Origin of the sequence: Maricaulis sp. (genome assembly GCF_030149515.1) — a bacterium.
In the GTDB taxonomy this organism is placed as follows: Bacteria; Pseudomonadota; Alphaproteobacteria; order Caulobacterales; family Maricaulaceae; genus Maricaulis.
Map to the genome: position 1 here is coordinate 125694 of NZ_JASBRI010000007.1, position 16913 is coordinate 142606.

Below are 16913 nucleotides of genomic sequence, written 5' to 3' on the forward strand. Positions count from 1 at the left end.
GCGCGCGTACGCGCGTATATCCTTTGTGCAAGTGCGAAGGAGCGAGCGATGGACGACGAGGCGATCCGGCTGGCCGGTGTGATCGGGCCCGAGCAGGCGGTGGACGGCGAAGGGCTGGGCTGTGTGTCCTTCGAGACCGCCCTTGTGCGCCGCGTCGTGCCCGGTGCCGGCGATATCGACGAGCTGGGTCATGTCAACAATGTCGTCTATCTGCGCTGGGTACAGGACATCGCCATCACCCACTGGCACCGCGTCGCGCCGCCGGAGATGATCGCGTCGGACATCTGGGTGGCGCTGAAGCACACGATCGAATACCGCGATCCCATCCTGCCCGGAGAAACGGCCGAGATCCGTACCTGGCTGGGCCGGGTTCACGGGCCGCGCTTCGACCGCCATGTCGATATCCGCAAGCCCGGCGCCAGGCGCTATTCCGCCCGGGCCACCACGGAATGGTGCCGCATCGACCGCGGCACGCGCCGGCCCAAGCGGATCGGCGATAGCGTGCTGGAGACGTTCGGCCTGACAGCACTGGATCCGGGCTAAAGCCGCGCCACGCATCCCGCCGTTTCGGCCGCCTTGTTGAGCTGGTCGATCGTCGTCTCGTCCATCGGAATGCCCTCGCGCCGGCGCTTGCCGGCACTGGCGCGTTCGGGGTCGCCCGGATAGAGGACGGGGCTGTCCCAGTCCATCGGGGGCGAGGCCAGGGCATAGTCGGCCATGGCTTCGATCTCGGCCTCCATCCAGTCCCGGTCGCCGAAAGCCTGCGGGTCGACCAGGATCGAGAGCATGCTGTTCTGCAACCCGCCGCGCCGCCGGTTGCCGGGCTGGATCGTGCCGGTGCCGGAGAGCACGCCGGCCAGGAGTTCGCAGGCGAAGGCGAGGCCGTAGCCCTTGTGCCGGCCCACCGGGGTCAGGGCACCCTGGATATCGAAGCCCGCCATGCCGGACGGGTCCGTTGTCGGCAGACCGGCCGCATCGATCAGACTGCCGGCGGGCACGGGCACACCCTTGTTCGCGGCGACCCGGACCTTGCCCAGGGCAATCCGGCTGGTTGCCATATCGTGCACGAAGGCGGGCCGTTTCGCGGTTCCGGGGAAGGCGATACAGACCGGATTGGTGCCGAAACGGGCGTCCGAGCCGCGATAGGGCGCTACCAGGGGAGCATGATCGGTGACGTTGACGAAATGCAGGGAGACAAGGCCCGCCTCCGCCGCGCGCTCGCCATAGGCGCCGACCCGGCCGAGATGGTGGACATTGCCGATGGTTGCGGCGGCCAGACCCTCGGCCTTCGCCTTTTCGCCCGCGCGGTCGATCAGGCGGAAGCCGGCCGGAGCTCCCCAGCCCCCTCCGGCGTCGACCTGCAGCAGAATGGCGGTCTCGCGCAGGGTGCGGTCCTGGCCAGACGGGTCGACCAGATTGCGCCGGACATGGTGAATATAGGCGGGCAGGAGACCGGCACCGTGACTGTCATGGCCCTTCAGATTGGCCTCGACCAGGTGATTCGCCACGATCGCCGAATCGGCGTCTCGAGCGCCGGCTGCGGCCAGGAGGCTGGCAGCGAACGCGTTGAGCGTAGCGGGGGCGATGCGGCGATCCGTAGAGGGCATGAATGGATACTCTTGGCCGAGGGATGCTGATTGTCTCGAATTATTTCTATCGCGTTAGGGCGATATTAAGGATGAATCCGGGCCCGATCTGTCGCGTTTTGGCACAGGTAACCATTTCTTCAAGTTTGAATCGTCTAACATATTGAAAATGTTCAATAATATTTTTCCACCCGAACGCAGAAAAACGAATCGCACTTAAGCGTTTGGCAACCGCTATCGGTCATTCTCCCTCTCGTCGGGTCGCTGCGGACCTGAAGGAAATCGAGCGGCGTTTGAACACGGGGAATATCCCGGGCAGCGCCTTGGACTATTGGATGAAGGGTAAGTCGATGAACAAGACGGGAACCATGATCCTGGCGGCGGCAATGTCCGCCATGGCTTTCAGCGCGGCTCCGGCTCTGGCCCAGGACCGCGAACGTACCGAGGTTGAAGCGCCGGAGTATCCGCGTGGCGCCGAGCGCCGCGGTATCGAAGGCTATGCGGTGGTGGAATACACCGTGAATGCCGAAGGCAGCATCGAAAATGCGACGGTTGTCGAAGCCGATCCGGAAGGCGTGTTCGACCGCGCCGTCCTGCGAGCGATCGAAGGCTGGTCCTACGCTCCGGCGGCGGCCGCGACCGAAGGCATGCAGCAGCGTTTCGACTTCAATCTCGCTGGCGGCTAAGCCTCAGAGACTAAACGCCATTCGGCAAAAGAACCGATACGCGTTCACAACAATAAGAATTCATTTACGGCGGCGCGGTAGCGTCGCCGTGTTTTTTACCATCAAGGCCATTAACCCTAAGGGGCCGCCAAATGAATTCTGTGCTCGCCAAGGTCCTCGACAAGACCACAAGCATCCGGGTCCGCCTGCTCGCTGCATTCGCCTTGACTTCGGCCATGACGCTGATCGCTGCGATCGTGGGTGTGACCGGCTTCAACTCTGCCAACAACGCGGTCCAGCAGATCGCCGAACAGGCGATCCCGGAAACTCAGGCTGTCGATTCGCTCAGCGAGGACAGTCAGGCGCTGTCCGAGGCGCTGGCCGGCTTCGCTCTGTCACCGACGGTTCAGGCCCGCCAGGACAATTACGATCGTGTGGTCGAATTCCGTGATTCGCTGGTCAGCGAACTCGAGACCTTGCGCGGCCTGTCCGGCACCGAAGAGACGCAAGCTCTGGCGAGCTCGGTGGCCGATCTGTCCGAACTCGTCGTCAGCATGAACGAGGTTGTCGACCGCCGTCTGCAGATCCGCGACCAGCGCTATGCCGTTACCGGCGATGCCCGCTCGGCGCGCGCGGAATTTGCGGCCAGCGTGGAAAACGCACTCGACGCCAGTTCCGACGCGGACATCGAAAGCCTGTTGCGCGCCCTCCTGGCGGCCAACCAGATGATGATCCAGTACACCGAGGTCGACATTGCCGCGACCAATCCCGATGTGGACGCGGTCTATGACCGCTGGGACGAGGCAGTCGGCGAGCTGGATGTGAACCTGGCGATTCTGGGGCCCATCGTGTCCGACGTGATGCGCGGCCAGGCCGACAGCCTGATCGCCTATGGCGAGGGTGACACCGGCGTCTTCGAACTTCGCAAGTCCGAACTCGCGGCGGTGGCTGCTGCCGAAGCGGTGGCCGAGGAAGCCCGCCTGTCGGCGGAAACCCTGCTGGCCAATGTGGACGCCTTCAAGCAACAGGTCGACACACGCGTTGACGAAGCGACCGGTGCCGCCAATGGTGCCGTCACGGCCGGCCGCGTGCTGCTGATCGCCATTGCCGCGGTCGGCCTGGTGATCGCGGCCGCGATCGGCTGGTTCTACGTCAACAACATGCTGCTCAAGCGCCTGAGCGCCATGGCGCACACCATGCGGGCACTGGCCGAGGGTGACAATGACGTCAATCTGGGCTTCACGCCCGGCAAGGACGAGATCGGCGACATGGCCCGCTCGGTCGACGTGTTCCGCCAGAACGCCAAGGAACGGGCCCGCCTGGAAGAAGAGACCGAAGCGGAACGCCGCATGAAGGAGAAGCGCTCCGCGGCCATCGAAAGCCTGATCCAGGCCTTCGAGCAAGCCTCCTCGGACGCGCTCGGCCAGGTTGGCGAGGCTGCCACCCGCATGGAAACCGCGGCCCGCGCCATGAGCTCGACGGCAGCCGCCACGACCGGCAAGTCCGCCGCGGTGGCCCAGGCTTCCGAGGGCGCGTCTCAGAACGTGCAGACAGTGGCTGCCGCCGCCGAGGAAATGGTGTCCTCGATCGGCGAGATCTCCCAGCAGATCGCCCGCTCGACCGAGATCGCCGGTACGGCCGTTGACCAGGTCGAACAGACCAATGGCGATGTGCAGCGGCTGGACGACGCGGCCAAGTCGATCGACAATATCGTCAGCCTCATCAACGATATCGCCGAACAGACCAATCTCCTGGCCCTGAACGCCACCATCGAGGCGGCGCGTGCGGGCGAGGCCGGCAAGGGCTTTGCCGTCGTGGCCTCCGAGGTCAAGGCGCTGGCCAGCCAGACGGGTGCCGCGACGCAGAACATCTCCGAGCACATCTCCGGCATTCAGTCGGCGACGGCCAAGGCCGTCGAGGCGATGTCCTCCATCGGCGGCACGATCCACGAGATGAGCGAGATCGCCACCGCCATCGCCGCGGCGATGGAGGAGCAGCGTGCGGCTGCCGGCGAGATCACCCGCTCGGCCCAGGAAGCTGCCGACGGCACGCGCGACGTGTTCTCCAACATCCAGGAAGTCGACCAGGCGACCTCGGAAACCGGCGAGAGCGCGGGCGAGGTGCTGGAAGCCTCCCTGGCCGTGTCGCGCCAGTCCGACTCGCTGAAAACGGCGGTCGAGCAATTCCTCACGGAAGTGCGCGCCGCATAATATACCGGCGACTGAAATCGGGGAGCGCCCGCGGCTTGCCAGTCGCGGGCGCTCCGCGTATATGGCGTCCCTCTCCCAAGCGGGAGAGCCCATGTGTGGCGAGGTAGCTCAGCTGGTTAGAGCGCACGACTCATAATCGTGAGGTCGAGAGTTCAAGTCTCTCCCTCGCCACCAAACTTCGCCTTCGGGGCCTCGCGTTTCGCAAACCAATCACCGTGTCCTCCGGGCCCTGTCTTCGCCCGGATGGGCGGCCGCCTTCCCTGGCGCCTGCGACATATCCGCCCCCGCCACGGCGTCACGGTGACAGACATTCCGGTCATCGCCATATAGGTCCCACTGTCGGCGATGCGTGCCGGCAGGCAGCCAAGCGAGATCTCATGACAAGAACAAGCCTGTCGCTCTTTGCCGTCGCAGCGGCATCAGTCCTGGCGTGTATCGCCTTTCTCGGCTTCGGCTTTGCCAGCCTGCCCGAAGTGCATATGAGTGTGCATGGATGGCTCGCGCTGGGCCTGGGCACGGTGTTGAGCGTCGTGGTCGGTGGTGGCCTTGCGGCGATCCTGATCATCTCGCGCCGCCGCGGCTATGACGAGGCCGCCCACGAAGTGTTCAAGGATAGCGAGCCGGATCTCTAGCGGGGTTCGGGACCGGCGTTTCGAATCACGCAGCGGCGCTGGCGTCGGTGGCTGCATCCAACAGACAGGCGTCGATCGCCTCGTTCAGGGCGGTCTGGTCGATCGGTTTGGAGACATAGCCGTTCATGCCGGCGGTCCGGCAGCGCTCGGCCGTCCCGATTACGGCATTGGCCGTCAGGGCCACGATCGGTACCCGGCATCGCGGCTCCGGCAGTTTGCGGATTTCGGCTGTAGCCTGGAGACCGTCCATGACCGGCATCTCCATGTCCATCAGGATCAGGTCGTAGGCGTTTGCCTGAACCGCTTCGATGGCCATCTTGCCGTTCTCCACAAAATCCGCCTGCAGGCCGCGCAATTTCAGGAAGCCCTCAGCCACGGCCTGATTGACCGTATTGTCCTCGGCCACCAGCACCCGGACAGGGCCGGCAATGGCCGACGGTGTCGGGACCTCCGGTGCCGCCTTCGGGGTGTTTCCGGAGATGACGCGGCGCAGGGGCGTTTCGAACCAGAATGTCGAGCCTTCACCCTCGGTGCTCCTGAAGCCGATCGTGCCGCCCATGAGTTCCACCAGGCGCTTGCAGATCGTCAGGCCCAGGCCGGAACCGCCGTGCAGGCGTGTGGTTTCCGCGTCGGCCTGGGTAAAGGCACCGAACAGGCGGGTCTTGGCGTCGTCCGGGATGCCGCAGCCCGTGTCGCTCACCTCTACCCGCATGACAGTGCGGCGGCGGCCGATGGCGTGAAAGCTCATTTCCACGTCGACCGAGCCGGTGTCGGTAAACTTGATCGCATTGCCGACAAGGTTGAACAGGATCTGCTTCAGGCGAACCGGATCGCCTTCATATTCTGCATCCCCGGGCGCCCGGACATCGATCGAGAAGCCGAGCTGCTTCTCCGATGCGCGCGCCATCCACAGCGTCCTCGTGTCGGCCGCCATGCGGTGCGGGTCGAAAGTCTGTATGTCGAGATCCATCTTGCCCGCCTCGATCCTGGACAGGTCAAGAATGTCGTTGAGCAGGCGCAGCAGGATCTTGCCGCTGTCGTCGATCACGCGCACATAGTCGGCCTGATTTTCGTTGAGTTCGGACGCCATCAGCAATTGTGTCACGCCCAGAACGCCGTTCAGCGGAGTGCGGATCTCATGGCTCATCGTGGCCAGGAACTCTGATTTCGCCTTGGATGCGGCGAGCGCCTCGATGCGGGCCCGTCCGAGCTGTTCTACCAGGGCGGAGAGCTTGTGGGTCCGTTCGGCGCTCTCGCGCGACATCAGGCGGAAGAGTTCCAGCGCCGTGCCGACACCGGCATATTCGCCGTCGCGCGTGACAATGAAGCCCTCCATCAGTGCGGACGGGCAATCGCGGACGATCAGGGCGTTCAGATCGGTGACCGGAGTCGACGCCTCGACAATCAGAGGCGTCTTGCTCATCAGGAAGGTGACCGGGCGCCGGCCAAACAGGGCGCGGCCGTGCCGGTTGGCCATTTTCAGAAAAAAGCGGTCGCGGGACACCAGGCCGACAGGACGGTTGTTTTCAACCACTGCGAGAACCAGCAGGTCCTCATCGTCGGACAGAAGATCGTAAACGTATTCGCCGGTCGCATCCGGTCGTACAACCGGCGCTTCCATCAAGACATCGCGAACCAGACGACTCATCCCCTCAATACCCCTCATTCTAAGGACGAGCGGACCCTGTCCGAATACGCTTTCCAAGGGTTAAACGCCTGAAGGGTTTCACCAAAACTTCATTGAAGTGTCATGCTTTTCCACCGGTCTCGGAATCGATCCAGGCAAGGAAACCGGCCGCGCTGCCACCCGGGTCGACGGGCAGATTCAAGACGCAGGGTTCGTCATAAGGATGAAGTTCCACAATGCGGGCGCACAGGGTGGGTGCGATATCGCCCTGTGTTTTCAAGATCATGACCGTTTCCAGGGCCGTTTCAACCTTGCCTTGCCAGCGATAGACGCTGTTCATGCCACGGATGATGTTGGCACAGGCGCACAGGCGTTCCTCGAGCAGGCGCTCCGCGGCGGCTTCGGCTGTGTCCGGATCCGGCCATGTCGTGTAGGTCCAGCTATAGCTCATGATGGTCATCCCTGTCGGCTTCATTATATAAGCCTGACATGACGACCCAATCTCCTTCCACCTCCGCGCTGGTCCTGTTTTCCGGCGGTCAGGACTCCGCCACCTGTCTCGCCTGGGCGCTGGAGCGCCATGCGCGTGTCGAGACGGTGGGTTTCGACTATGGCCAGCGCCATCGTGTCGAGATGCAGGCCCGCCTGGATGTGCGCGAAGCGCTGGCGGCGCGGCCGGGCGGGGAGCGGCTTGGCGAGGATTTCGTGGTTGACCTGTCCGGCTACGGAGCCATTGCCGAAAGCGCGCTTACGGCGGAGCGGGCGATCGAGATGGACGCGTCGGGCCTGCCCTCGACCTTTGTGCCCGGGCGCAATCTGGTGTTTCTCACGGTGGCCTCGGCCCTGGCCTACCGGCGCGGACATGGCGTCCTGGTGGGCGGGATGTGCGAGACCGACTATTCGGGCTATCCCGACTGCCGCCGCGCGACGATTGACGCAATGCAGCAGGCGCTGAGCCTGGGGCTGGATACCGGCGTGACCGTCGAGACGCCGCTGATGTATCTGGACAAGGGCGAGACCTGGGCGCTGGCGCACCGGCTGGGCGGCGATGAACTGGTCGAGATCGTGCGCACGACGTCGCATACCTGCTATCTCGGGGAGCGCGGCGAGTTGCACGATTGGGGCTATGGTTGCGGCACTTGTCCGGCCTGCGAACTCAGGGCGAAGGGCTGGGCCGCCTGGCGTGCATCGGTACCGGCATGAGCTATTCGGTGAAAGAGACCTTCCTGACGGTCCAGGGCGAGGGTGCCCAGGCCGGGCGCCCGGCGGTCTTTCTGCGCTTTGCCGGCTGCAATCTGTGGAGCGGGCGCGAACAGGACCGGGCCAAGGCCGTCTGCGATTTCTGCGACACCGATTTTGTCGGCATGGACGGGCCTGGTGGCGGCCGTTTCAAGACACCGGAAGCCCTGGCCGGGCATGTGCGCGGTTTCTGGCCCGATGTCCGGGCCGGACGGCCGCTGGTCGTCTGCACGGGTGGCGAGCCCTTGCTGCAACTGGACGCCAGCCTGATCGATGCCCTGCACCAAGCCGGGTTCGAGATTGCGGTCGAGACCAATGGGACGATTGCCGCGCCGGAGGGGATCGACTGGATCACCGTCAGCCCCAAGGGCACGGCTACCGTGGTACAGCGCTCAGGCGACGAGCTGAAACTCGTCTTTCCCCAGGCCGGACTAGATCCGCAGAACTATACCGGCTGGAAGTTCAAGCGTTTTTCCCTGCAGCCCATGGACGGCGACCGGATGATGGAAAATGCCCGGGCCGCCTTCGAATACTGCCTGGCGCATCCGCAATGGTCGCTCAGCCTGCAAACCCACAAATGGATCGGCGCGCCCTGAGCGTTAGCTGTCCGACCCCCGCGGCATCGGTGCCTCGCCCAGGCTTTCGGCCAGCTGAACCGCGAAGCGCGCGAAGGCGGTCCGTGTGTCGGTCCATACGCCATATCCGTCACCGCCTTCGGTGTCCGGATTGTGCCAGCTGAAGCTGAAGCGGGCGATCGTGTCGCCGGTATCGTTCACGAGCGCCGCATCGACATCCGCTCCGCCGGCCACGTGTTCGTTGTAATGGGCCGTGTCCATCTGCTGGATCTGCGACAGCGTCGGCCGGTTGGGCACGACGTCGACAATGGTCACCGTCAACACGGTCTCCTGCGCGGAGATGCCGTGCCAGCTGGAACCGATCAGGGCATTCTCCAGATCCTCCCGAAGATAGCCGGCAAGCCGTGTCAGCTCGTCCTGGCCCAGGAAGTCGGCCTTGCTGCGCAGGGTGTCGGAAAAGCCGATATGGCCGATCTCGATGGAGCCTGTGGCCGGAGCGGAAATGTTGGCTTGGAACCGGTCCTGCGCAAGGACCGGGGTTGCCAGGGACAGGCTGACTAGGACACACGCCAGAGTACGCATCGCGCTCTCCTCGTTCCAGGTCCCCCCATGCGGAAGAGCCTAGCACGATCCGGTCCCGCGCCGGAGCGAAGCTTGTTGTGCAGCGCGACAAGACAACGGGGCACGCCGGTCCGGCACGCCCCGTTTCGAACGCATTCGACAATGCTGACCGGCTATGAAGCGGTCGCGTTGCGCTCCGCCAGGCTTTCGCCGACATCTGAAGCGAACCGGTTCATGGCTCGCCGCGCGTCGGTCCAGCGGCTATAGCCGACAACATTGCGGATGTCGTAGGACCGCCAGGAATAGCTGAATGTTTCCAGCGTGTTTCCCCCGGCATCGACGAGTTCGGCTTCCAGGCTGGCACCGCCGATGCTGATCGAGGAATGGTGCAGGCCGTGCGCGCCCATCTGCTGCATGGTCGGGCGGTTCGGCGTGGCGTCGAGAATGGTAACCTGCAGGGTCAGCCCGTTCTCGCCGAGCATGCCGGCAAGTTCGCGCTCGAGATCCTCGCGCATTTCCCGCGCCAGATAGTCGAGTTCGCGCTGGCCATACTCTTCCGCCTTGTCCAGAAGCGCCTGGCCGAACCCGATTTCGCCGATCGCGACGGGGTCGTCGGCCAGGGTCGGGGCAGCCAGGGCGGCCATGGCGAACAGGGCTGTGATGGTGCGCCTCATCGTGCGCCTCCTTTCAACAACGTCTTGTCCCTCGCGCGCAATCTAGCAGATAGGCGTGTGACAGAGAAATGAAAGGCATGTAAGGCGGCGAGGGCGCTCCCGGGCGGGATCAGTCCTCGTCTTCGTCGTCGTCCTTGCCGGGCGTGACGACATCGACAGCGGCACCGCCGACGGCTCCGGCTGCACCGACAGCCGTTCCCACCGTGCCGATGGCAACGTCGGTCGCCAGCGCGGCGGCGCCGACAGCCAGGCAGCCCTGCAGCAACGGGGCGAGAAGGAGGGCGAGGATCAGGGCACGGACTGTGCGCATGGGATGTCTCCGGTCAACCAGTGGCCCCCTCTTCGCACCTGGCGGGTTTCCGCAAGGTGAAGGCGGGCTGATCGCGCTCCGTCAACGCCCCTCGCGCCACCAGCCCAGGCCGAGCAGGCTCAGCAGCAACAGAACCGCCGGCAGGCCCGGCAGCAGCGGTGTCCGCGTCGAGGCGCGGACGATGTAGCGGTCATTGCGCTTGAGGCCGAGCCAGGTGCGGCCGGACTGGTCGGCTTCGGCGCGGGTGCGGCGCAGGGCCGGCAGGCTGGCATCCGGCCCGTCGCCGATGGCGTAGTGGCCGCCGCCGGTGGCGTCGACGATGGGATCGAGGATATCTGCGGTGGGGCGCAGGTCGGCATATTCGGCAGGATTGATCGGCCCCAGGGCGGCAACGGTTGTCAGGTCCCCCGAACGCAGGCGCACAAGTCCGGAGCCTTCTGCCGCCATCCGGGCGGCGAAGCGGCCGGTCCCGATCTCGTCCATGCTGACGACATCCTCGCGCCCGTCCGGCCAGGTGACCCGGAGCGGCGGGGCCTCGTCGGCCAGGGTGACGCGATCAACATGCAGTTCGCCCTCGGTGGCGTAGGCGGTGAGGCGTTCCTCGTCCAGCTCCGGTTCGCGCATCAGCCAGTGGGCGACGCGGCGGAACATCTCCGCATAGGGCCCGCCGCCCTCGAAACCGCGTGCCCACAGCCAGGTCTGGTCACTCATCACGATGGCGGCGCGGCCCTCTCCCGAGCGCTGCAGAACGAGGAGCGGGTGGCCGTCGGGCGTTTCCAGCAGCGTGTCGCCGCCCAGCGCTGTGCCGTGAATGTGGCGCAGCCAGCGGCCCCATTGCGGTGTTTCGCCGCCGCCGTCGAGTCCCGCGGTGACGGGATGGCGCATCCCGGTCTCGGTCGTCTCCGGCGTGAAACCGCCATCGGTGATATAGCCCGTCGGACGTACCGGCAGGACCGCTGCCAGCGGCGTGCGATAGAGGCTCGGCGGTCCGGCGAAGGGTGGTCCGGCCGTGACCAGAAGCGCGCCGCCATTGTCCACATACCGTGCGATATAGTCGTAGTAGAGCGGCGGCATGATATTGCGCCGGCGATAGCGGTCGAAGATCACCAGGTCGAATTCCGACAGGCGTTCCACGAAGAGTTCCTGCACCGGAAATCCGATCAGTGCGAGTTCATCGACCGGGGTGGCGTCGCGCCGGTCCGGCGGACGCAGGATGGTGAAATGCACCAGATCGACCGACGGGTCGGACTTCAGGAGATCCCGCCAGGCCCGCGCGCCATTGTGCGGTTCGCCGGTGACCAGCAGTACGCGCAAGCGGTCGCGCACGCCGTTCACCGAGACAGCCGCGCGATTGTTGATCAACGACAATTCTGCCGGACCTGGCGCCACCTCGGCCTCGATCACGTTGGGCCCGCGGCGCTCGACGGGCACTTCGACCCGGGTCGAGCGGCCGATCGGGATACGGTGGGTCTGGGGATCGCCGCCTTCGAAGCGGAACGAAACGGCGGCGGTCCCCTGGATCGCATCGTCCTCGACGCGAATGGTGAACTGGACCGTATTGCCGACGATGCCGTAGCGCGGGGCTTCCTCGATCACCAGTCGGCGGTCGCCGGCGGATATGTCGCCCGGCATGACGTGATGGATCGGTGCGTCCACATTGAGGGCGGAAGGCTCGCCCGGCGCGTCGTGAACCTGGCCGTCCGAGACCAGGACGACACCCGCAATCCGGTCCGGCGGCGCGCTCGCAAGCGCGGCATTGACGCCGTCGAACAGCATGCTGCCGTCCGCGCTTTCCCCCGCCTCTACCTCGATGAGATCCAGCAGCGGGTCTGTCTCCGCCTCGCGGCGCAGCGCCTGGCTCAGCGCCGCGGCGGCTTCGGTGCGTCCGCCGATCTCCATCGAGGACGATGTATCGGTCACCAGAACGGCGACATCGGGCAGCGGATCGCGTTCTTCCTCCACCAGGGAGGGATTGGCCAGCACCAGGGCGATCCCCAGGACGACCAGGCCGCGCCAGATCCAGCCGGAGAGACGCTGCGCGGCGCCGGCCAGTGTTGCCAGCAGGGCCAGACCCGCCAGACCGGCGATAGCGGGCCAGGGCAGGAGGGGGGCGAAATCGAGGGCGGTCACTGTGGCGTTCATTGGCCCAGCCTCTCGAGAATGTCGGGTACGTGGACCTGATCCGCCTTGTAGTTCCCCGTAAGGGCATACATGGCAATATTCACGCCGAACCGTACGGCCATCTCGCGCTGGCGCTCGCCACCCTCGACCGGGGCCAGGGCTTCTCCGCCTGCTCCCTGCGACCAGGCGGCGGCCCAGTCATGCGCACCGATGATCACACCGGACGTGCCGTCCCGCGAGGCGCCGTCCGGATTGGCTTCCACCCAGACAGGGCTTCCGGAAAAGCGGCCCGGAAACTCCTGCAACAGGTAGAAGGACCGCGTCAGGACATGATCCGGCGGGATCTGGGCCAGGGGCGGAACGTCGATGCTTTCCAGCACGGCCACGAGGCCGGGATGCGGGGCCCCGGCGCGCAGCATGGCGACGTCGGCGTCCTGGGTGTCGAATACGATCAGCCCGCCCGATTGCAGATAGGCACTGACACGCTCGGCCGTCTCCGGCGCCAGCGGCGGGGCATCGGTGGAAACGGGCCAGTAGATCAGGGGGAAGAAGATCAGCGGATCGGTGTCGATATCGATCGCCATCGGCCCGGCCGGTTCCATGGCGCTGCGCCGGGTGATCTCGCGGCTCAGGCCGCTCAATCCCGTTTCGCTGCGCCGGTCGGTATTGGCGTTGCCGGTGCGCACATAGGCAAAGCGCAGTTGCAGCGCGGCCTCCATGGCGAAACTGTCGTCATCGTCCTGGGCCATGGCGTCCGGCGCTCCCGGCATGAGAGCGAGGGCCAGGGCAGTGGCTGCCGCGGCTCCGCCCAGGCGGACAAAGCCCAGACGGCCGGCCAGGGCCAGTGCGATCGCCACATCGAGCGCCAGCAGGACAAGGGCCGCTGCCAGCAGGCCCGCCGTGAAATGCAGCGGACGCGGACCGTCCAGGCCGGCAAAGATGGCGCCGTGCAGGTCGCGCGGCAGCGCATCCATGCGGGTATCGGCGGCCACGACATTCAGCGCGGCGGAGGCCGGCCCCAGGCGGTAGAGGCCGGGCGGGGAGGACGGGCCCGGCCGGGCCGTGTCAAAGGTATCGGCCGGGATCGGGCGGGCCGAAGCCGGGGCGCCGGCCAGCTGGCCTGCGGCGTCCAGCGCCCGGTCGAGAACCCAGGCGCCCGTGGCCGGCGATGCCGCGGATCCGCCCTGGGCCAGCCCCATCAGGCGCTGCAGCATGCGCGGAAAGAGCCCGGTCAGCGGCAGGTCGGACCATTCCGGGCTGGCGGTGACGTGGAACAGGACGATCCAGCCGCGCGCACGGCGCTCGGCGGTGACCAGGGGCGTGCCATCCTCGAGACGGGCCCAGACCTTGTCGGGCGTGGCCGAGCCCGGCTGGGCCAGGACCTGGCGGTCGACGGTCGCGCTTGTGTCCACCGGCAGGCCGGCGAAGGGCGAGCTGGCGGGGAAATCGGCCAGCGGCTGGGGTTCTTCCCAGTTCAACGCGCCACCGAACAAGCGGCCGCCCTGGCGCAGGTCGACCGGCAAAAAGGCATCGCCGCGGGCTGCCAGGCGAGGCCCCGCAAAACGGATCAGGACGCCGCCATTATTGACGAAATCGGCGATGCGTTGGTCGTCGCTGCGCGCCTCGTCAGTCATCACCAGAATGGCCGGGTCTGCGTCCAGCAATGTGTCCAGCGTACCGCGAACCAGTTCGGCGCGGGGAGCAAGGGAGCTCTGGATGTAGTGCAGGTCCGAGAGCAGCGGCTGGCCCTCGCGACCGGTCAATTCGATGAGTCCGACGCGCGGCCGTTGCCAGGTATCGCCCAGCAGGCGCACGGCCCCGGCCGAAGCGGTTCCGTCGATACGGATGCTGGCGATCCGGTTGCGCAGGTCCAGGGGCAGGGAAATCGTGGCGCCGGCGATGCCGGAGCCGGCCTCGAACTGCACGTCGCGGCGGGCCAGGGCCCGGCCATCGGCGCCCAGCGCCGTGACACCGGCAGTGCGCGGGAACTCGTTTGCGGCCCGGCGCACTTCGATGGCAATGCCATCGGGCGCGGTCTGGGGCGGCGCGAGTGCCAGGGCGGCCCGGCCGCCATCGGGTTCGAAAACACGCAGCGTGCCCAGATCGGACAGGGTGCGGGCGAGTTCCCCGGCATCGCGGGAGTCGAGCCCGTCACTCAACCAGCTTATCGCCAGGGGACCGTCCAGTTCGCCGGCGGCGCTTGCCGCAGCGATGCGCTCGGCAGCACCGGCGCGGTCGGCGGACCAGGGCTGGGGCGCGATCATGTCGAGCGCCCGGCGTGCCGCATCGGCATCCGCCAGGCGCAGCGGAGGCAGGGTGTTGCCGGTTGGCGCGGTTGTGGTGACGGCAACCGGGCGGCCGTCGCGGTCGGCATCGGAGATCTGACGCTCGGCTTCGCGGCGCATCGCGTCCCAGGCCGAGGCGCTGGCCCAGCCATTGTCCATCACGACCAGGACCGGACGGGTCTCTTCCTCGGCGGCGTGCGGCGTCCAGACCGGGCGGGCCAGGGCGACGATCACGAGTGCGGCGATCAGAAGGCGGAACAGGATCAGCCACCAGGGCGCATGCTGGGGGGTCTCGCTGTCGTCGGGCGCGCCGAGCAGCAGGCGCAGTGGGGGAAAGACGGCGCGCTTGGGGGCAGGCGGCGTCGCCCGCAGCAGAAACCAAAGCGCCGGAAGAGCGAGAAGGCCGGCCAGCGCCCACGGCGCGGCGAAGGAAAGGGGGCCCAGGGCGAACATGCGTGTCAGACGTCTCGTGCCAGGGTTTTAAACAAGGATAGCACGGCGCTGGTGGCCGGCCGGTCCGTGCGGTGGGTGATCAGCGTCCAGCCGAACTGGCGGGCCAGCACGTCCAGTCTTTCGCCGTGCTCGGCCCAGCGCTCACGATAGGCGTTGCGGGCTTCCTCGGCACGGCCGAACAGCAGGGTCTCACCGCTGCCGGGTGCCTCGAAGCGGGTCCGTCCGGCATAGGGAAAATCGTCTTCGGCCGGATCGACGATGCGCAGCAGGACACCGCCGGCCTCCCGGGTGGCAAAGCGCGACAGGCGCGCCGACCAGGTCTCGGGCGGATCGAGGAAGTCGCTGGCGAGCACGATGCGGCTGAACCGCGCGATGTGCGGCGCTTCGACGGCGGTGTGGGCACCCGGCCCCAGGATCAGCCGGCGGGAGACCCGTTCCAGGCCCAGCGCGCCGGTGCGGGCAATGGCGCTTTCGCCAAGGACGGAGACACGTTCCCCGCCCTGGGTCAAAAGCGCGGCCACGGCAATCAGGCAGACGGCCGCGCGATCGGCCTTGCTGGCGAGATTGCGGCCGGAGGCGAATTGCATGGATGCCGACCCATCCCGCCACAGCGAGACCGTATTGGCCGCCTCCCATTCGTTCTGGCGCACGAAGAGCTGGTCGGACTTGGCGGATTTGCGCCAGTCGACGGCGGCGCGGCCGTCTTCCGGGCGGTGGTGGCGGTATTGCCAGAAGGTCTCGCCGATGCCGGAACGCCGCCGGCCGTGCACGCCCTGGGCTACCGTCGCGGCAATGCGATCGGCCTCGGCCAGGAGAGCCGGCAGGCGCGCCGCGGCATCCTCGCCCTCATGCCTGAGAGCGACGACCCGGGCTTCGGTCTGGCGATCCGCACCCTGGACCATGGATCAGGCGGCCCGGTCCGCGAGCGTCTTGATCAGGCCTTCCAGCGTATGCCCGTCCGCCCGGGCGGCGAAGGACAGGGCCATGCGATGTTTCAGCACCGGCTCGGCCAGTGCGGCCACATCTTCGGTGGACGGTGCCAGGCGGCCGCGCAGGAGGGCGCGGGCGCGGCAGGCCAGCATCAGCGCCTGACCGGCGCGCGGGCCCGGTCCCCAGGAGACCCCGTCGCGTACGGCATCGACATCGGATTCGTCCGGCCGGGCGAGACGCAGAAGGTCCAGGATCGCTTCCAGCACGCGCTCGCCGACGGGCAGACGGCGGACGAGGGCCTGCAGCTTCATCACCTCGTCCGGATTGAGGACTGCAATCGCCTCGGCCTCTTCCGCGCCGGTCGTTGCCAGCAAGACGGCCCGTTCGGCCTCGCGCTTGGGATACGGCACGTCGACGCGCAGAAGGAAGCGGTCGAGCTGGGCTTCCGGAAGCGGATAGGTGCCTTCCTGTTCGATCGGGTTCTGGGTGGCCAGGACGTGGAAGGGTCTGGGCAGGTCGTGGCGTTCGCCGGCGACCGTGACATGGCCCTCCTGCATGGCCTGCAGCAGGGCGGCCTGGGTGCGCGGACTGGCCCGGTTGATCTCGTCGGCCATCAGCAGGCGGCAGAAGACCGGCCCGGGCAGGAAACGGAAATGCCGCTTGCCGTCATCGCTCTCCTCGAGGATTTCCGAGCCGAGAATATCGGCGGGCATCAGGTCCGGCGTGAACTGGACGCGCTTGGTATCCAGGCCCGTAGCCACGGCGATGGTCTGTACAAGGCGGGTCTTGGCGAGACCGGGCGCGCCGACCAGCAGGGTGTGGCCGCCGGACAGGACCGCAGCGAGGCAAAGCTCGACCTCGTCCTCGAGCCCGTAGATCACCCGTCCGATACTGTCCTTGACGGCCTTGAGGCGTTCGGTCGCGGCATCGGCTTCTGCAATCAGTTCTGCACCGGGTTCATTCGTCTCGCTCATCGTCCTACATTCCTTTGCGATACAGACATGATCTATAGGCCATAATGCTCACGGCGAGCATGGCGTTGCAC

At 66.6% G+C, this 16913-nt stretch carries 16 protein-coding genes and 1 tRNA gene; 7 read left to right on the forward strand and 10 right to left on the reverse strand.

Features of this window, described 5'->3' with window-relative positions; translation table 11 throughout:
- The first annotated feature begins 48 nt into the window (after positions 1-48).
- Positions 49-543, forward strand: coding sequence for a thioesterase family protein (locus Q1U94_RS03765; RefSeq protein WP_300542087.1), 495 nt, complete (start codon positions 49-51; stop codon positions 541-543).
- Here Q1U94_RS03765 and Q1U94_RS03770 read toward each other — a convergent pair.
- The gene (locus Q1U94_RS03770) at positions 540-1607 is read right to left on the reverse strand and encodes a malate/lactate/ureidoglycolate dehydrogenase (protein ID WP_300542089.1); all 1068 of its coding nucleotides are present in this window, start codon (positions 1605-1607) and stop codon (positions 540-542) included. The two genes, Q1U94_RS03765 and Q1U94_RS03770, sit on opposite strands and share 4 nt — an antisense overlap.
- 329 nt (positions 1608-1936) lie before the next feature.
- Between Q1U94_RS03770 and Q1U94_RS03775 the strand changes: the two genes are divergently transcribed.
- The 4 genes from Q1U94_RS03775 (at position 1937) to Q1U94_RS03790 (ending at position 5093) form a co-directional block, all read left to right on the forward strand.
- Positions 1937-2272, forward strand: a complete 336-nt coding sequence (locus Q1U94_RS03775; RefSeq protein ID WP_300542091.1) for an energy transducer TonB — start codon at positions 1937-1939, stop codon at positions 2270-2272.
- A gap of 131 nt (positions 2273-2403) precedes the next feature.
- Entirely contained in the window at positions 2404-4461 is a 2058-nt protein-coding gene (locus Q1U94_RS03780; RefSeq protein ID WP_300542093.1) for a methyl-accepting chemotaxis protein, read from the forward strand.
- Positions 4462-4558: 97 nt separating this feature from the next.
- Positions 4559-4635 (forward strand) — tRNA-Met (locus Q1U94_RS03785).
- Positions 4636-4838: 203 nt separating this feature from the next.
- A complete protein-coding gene (locus Q1U94_RS03790) occupies positions 4839-5093 on the forward strand; it encodes a hypothetical protein (RefSeq protein ID WP_300542095.1) in 255 nt (84 codons plus the stop codon).
- Between the two features lie 25 nt (positions 5094-5118).
- Here the strand turns inward: Q1U94_RS03790 and Q1U94_RS03795 are convergent, their stop codons facing one another.
- Positions 5119-6741: an ATP-binding protein gene (locus Q1U94_RS03795; protein ID WP_300542097.1), complete on the reverse strand. Its 1623-nt coding sequence runs from the start codon at positions 6739-6741 to the stop codon at positions 5119-5121.
- A 100-nt stretch (positions 6742-6841) separates the two neighbouring features.
- Positions 6842-7171, reverse strand: coding sequence for a divalent-cation tolerance protein CutA (gene cutA / locus Q1U94_RS03800; RefSeq protein ID WP_300542099.1), 330 nt, complete (start codon positions 7169-7171; stop codon positions 6842-6844).
- Positions 7172-7209: 38 nt separating this feature from the next.
- On the opposite strand from cutA, the gene queC reads away from it, so the two are divergent.
- Both queC and queE read left to right on the forward strand, forming a co-directional pair.
- Positions 7210-7923, forward strand: coding sequence for a 7-cyano-7-deazaguanine synthase QueC (gene queC, locus Q1U94_RS03805; RefSeq protein ID WP_300542101.1), 714 nt, complete (start codon positions 7210-7212; stop codon positions 7921-7923).
- A complete protein-coding gene (gene queE / locus Q1U94_RS03810) occupies positions 7920-8555 on the forward strand; it encodes a 7-carboxy-7-deazaguanine synthase (protein ID WP_300542103.1) in 636 nt (211 codons plus the stop codon). Before queC ends, queE begins: the two co-directional genes overlap by 4 nt.
- A 3-nt stretch (positions 8556-8558) precedes the next feature.
- On the opposite strand, the gene Q1U94_RS03815 is transcribed toward queE, so the two are convergent.
- The 7 genes from Q1U94_RS03815 to Q1U94_RS03845 form a co-directional block, all read right to left on the reverse strand.
- Entirely contained in the window at positions 8559-9116 is a 558-nt protein-coding gene (locus Q1U94_RS03815; RefSeq protein ID WP_300542105.1) for a hypothetical protein, read from the reverse strand.
- A gap of 152 nt (positions 9117-9268) precedes the next feature.
- Positions 9269-9769: a hypothetical protein gene (locus tag Q1U94_RS03820; RefSeq protein ID WP_300542107.1), complete on the reverse strand. Its 501-nt coding sequence runs from the start codon at positions 9767-9769 to the stop codon at positions 9269-9271.
- A gap of 109 nt (positions 9770-9878) precedes the next feature.
- Positions 9879-10079, reverse strand: coding sequence for a hypothetical protein (locus Q1U94_RS03825; protein WP_300542109.1), 201 nt, complete (start codon positions 10077-10079; stop codon positions 9879-9881).
- 81 nt (positions 10080-10160) lie between these two features.
- Positions 10161-12221, reverse strand: coding sequence for a hypothetical protein (locus Q1U94_RS03830; protein WP_300542111.1), 2061 nt, complete (start codon positions 12219-12221; stop codon positions 10161-10163).
- Positions 12218-14938, reverse strand: a complete 2721-nt coding sequence (locus Q1U94_RS03835; RefSeq protein WP_300542113.1) for a DUF4159 domain-containing protein — start codon at positions 14936-14938, stop codon at positions 12218-12220. The genes Q1U94_RS03830 and Q1U94_RS03835 overlap by 4 nt, the downstream gene beginning before the upstream one ends.
- A gap of 5 nt (positions 14939-14943) precedes the next feature.
- The gene (locus Q1U94_RS03840; protein ID WP_300542115.1) at positions 14944-15840 is read right to left on the reverse strand and encodes a DUF58 domain-containing protein; all 897 of its coding nucleotides are present in this window, start codon (positions 15838-15840) and stop codon (positions 14944-14946) included.
- Positions 15841-15843: 3 nt separating this feature from the next.
- Positions 15844-16842, reverse strand: a complete 999-nt coding sequence (locus tag Q1U94_RS03845; RefSeq protein ID WP_300542117.1) for a MoxR family ATPase — start codon at positions 16840-16842, stop codon at positions 15844-15846.
- Between the last annotated feature and the right edge of the window lie 71 nt (positions 16843-16913).

Bases quoted from the DNA above. Each gene is read 5' to 3' on its own strand.
- Q1U94_RS03765 (WP_300542087.1), top strand. From the start codon at position 49: ATGGACGACGAGGCGATCCGGCTGGCCGGTGTGATCGGGCCCGAGCAG.
- Q1U94_RS03770 (WP_300542089.1), bottom strand. From the start codon at position 1,607: ATGCCCTCTACGGATCGCCGCATCGCCCCCGCTACGCTCAACGCGTTC.
- Q1U94_RS03775 (WP_300542091.1), top strand. From the start codon at position 1,937: ATGAACAAGACGGGAACCATGATCCTGGCGGCGGCAATGTCCGCCATG.
- Q1U94_RS03780 (WP_300542093.1), top strand. From the start codon at position 2,404: ATGAATTCTGTGCTCGCCAAGGTCCTCGACAAGACCACAAGCATCCGG.
- Q1U94_RS03790 (WP_300542095.1), top strand. From the start codon at position 4,839: ATGACAAGAACAAGCCTGTCGCTCTTTGCCGTCGCAGCGGCATCAGTC.
- Q1U94_RS03795 (WP_300542097.1), bottom strand. From the start codon at position 6,741: ATGAGTCGTCTGGTTCGCGATGTCTTGATGGAAGCGCCGGTTGTACGA.
- cutA (WP_300542099.1), bottom strand. From the start codon at position 7,171: ATGAGCTATAGCTGGACCTACACGACATGGCCGGATCCGGACACAGCC.
- queC (WP_300542101.1), top strand. From the start codon at position 7,210: ATGACGACCCAATCTCCTTCCACCTCCGCGCTGGTCCTGTTTTCCGGC.
- queE (WP_300542103.1), top strand. From the start codon at position 7,920: ATGAGCTATTCGGTGAAAGAGACCTTCCTGACGGTCCAGGGCGAGGGT.
- Q1U94_RS03815 (WP_300542105.1), bottom strand. From the start codon at position 9,116: ATGCGTACTCTGGCGTGTGTCCTAGTCAGCCTGTCCCTGGCAACCCCG.
- Q1U94_RS03820 (WP_300542107.1), bottom strand. From the start codon at position 9,769: ATGAGGCGCACCATCACAGCCCTGTTCGCCATGGCCGCCCTGGCTGCC.
- Q1U94_RS03825 (WP_300542109.1), bottom strand. From the start codon at position 10,079: ATGCGCACAGTCCGTGCCCTGATCCTCGCCCTCCTTCTCGCCCCGTTG.
- Q1U94_RS03830 (WP_300542111.1), bottom strand. From the start codon at position 12,221: ATGAACGCCACAGTGACCGCCCTCGATTTCGCCCCCCTCCTGCCCTGG.
- Q1U94_RS03835 (WP_300542113.1), bottom strand. From the start codon at position 14,938: ATGTTCGCCCTGGGCCCCCTTTCCTTCGCCGCGCCGTGGGCGCTGGCC.
- Q1U94_RS03840 (WP_300542115.1), bottom strand. From the start codon at position 15,840: ATGGTCCAGGGTGCGGATCGCCAGACCGAAGCCCGGGTCGTCGCTCTC.
- Q1U94_RS03845 (WP_300542117.1), bottom strand. From the start codon at position 16,842: ATGAGCGAGACGAATGAACCCGGTGCAGAACTGATTGCAGAAGCCGAT.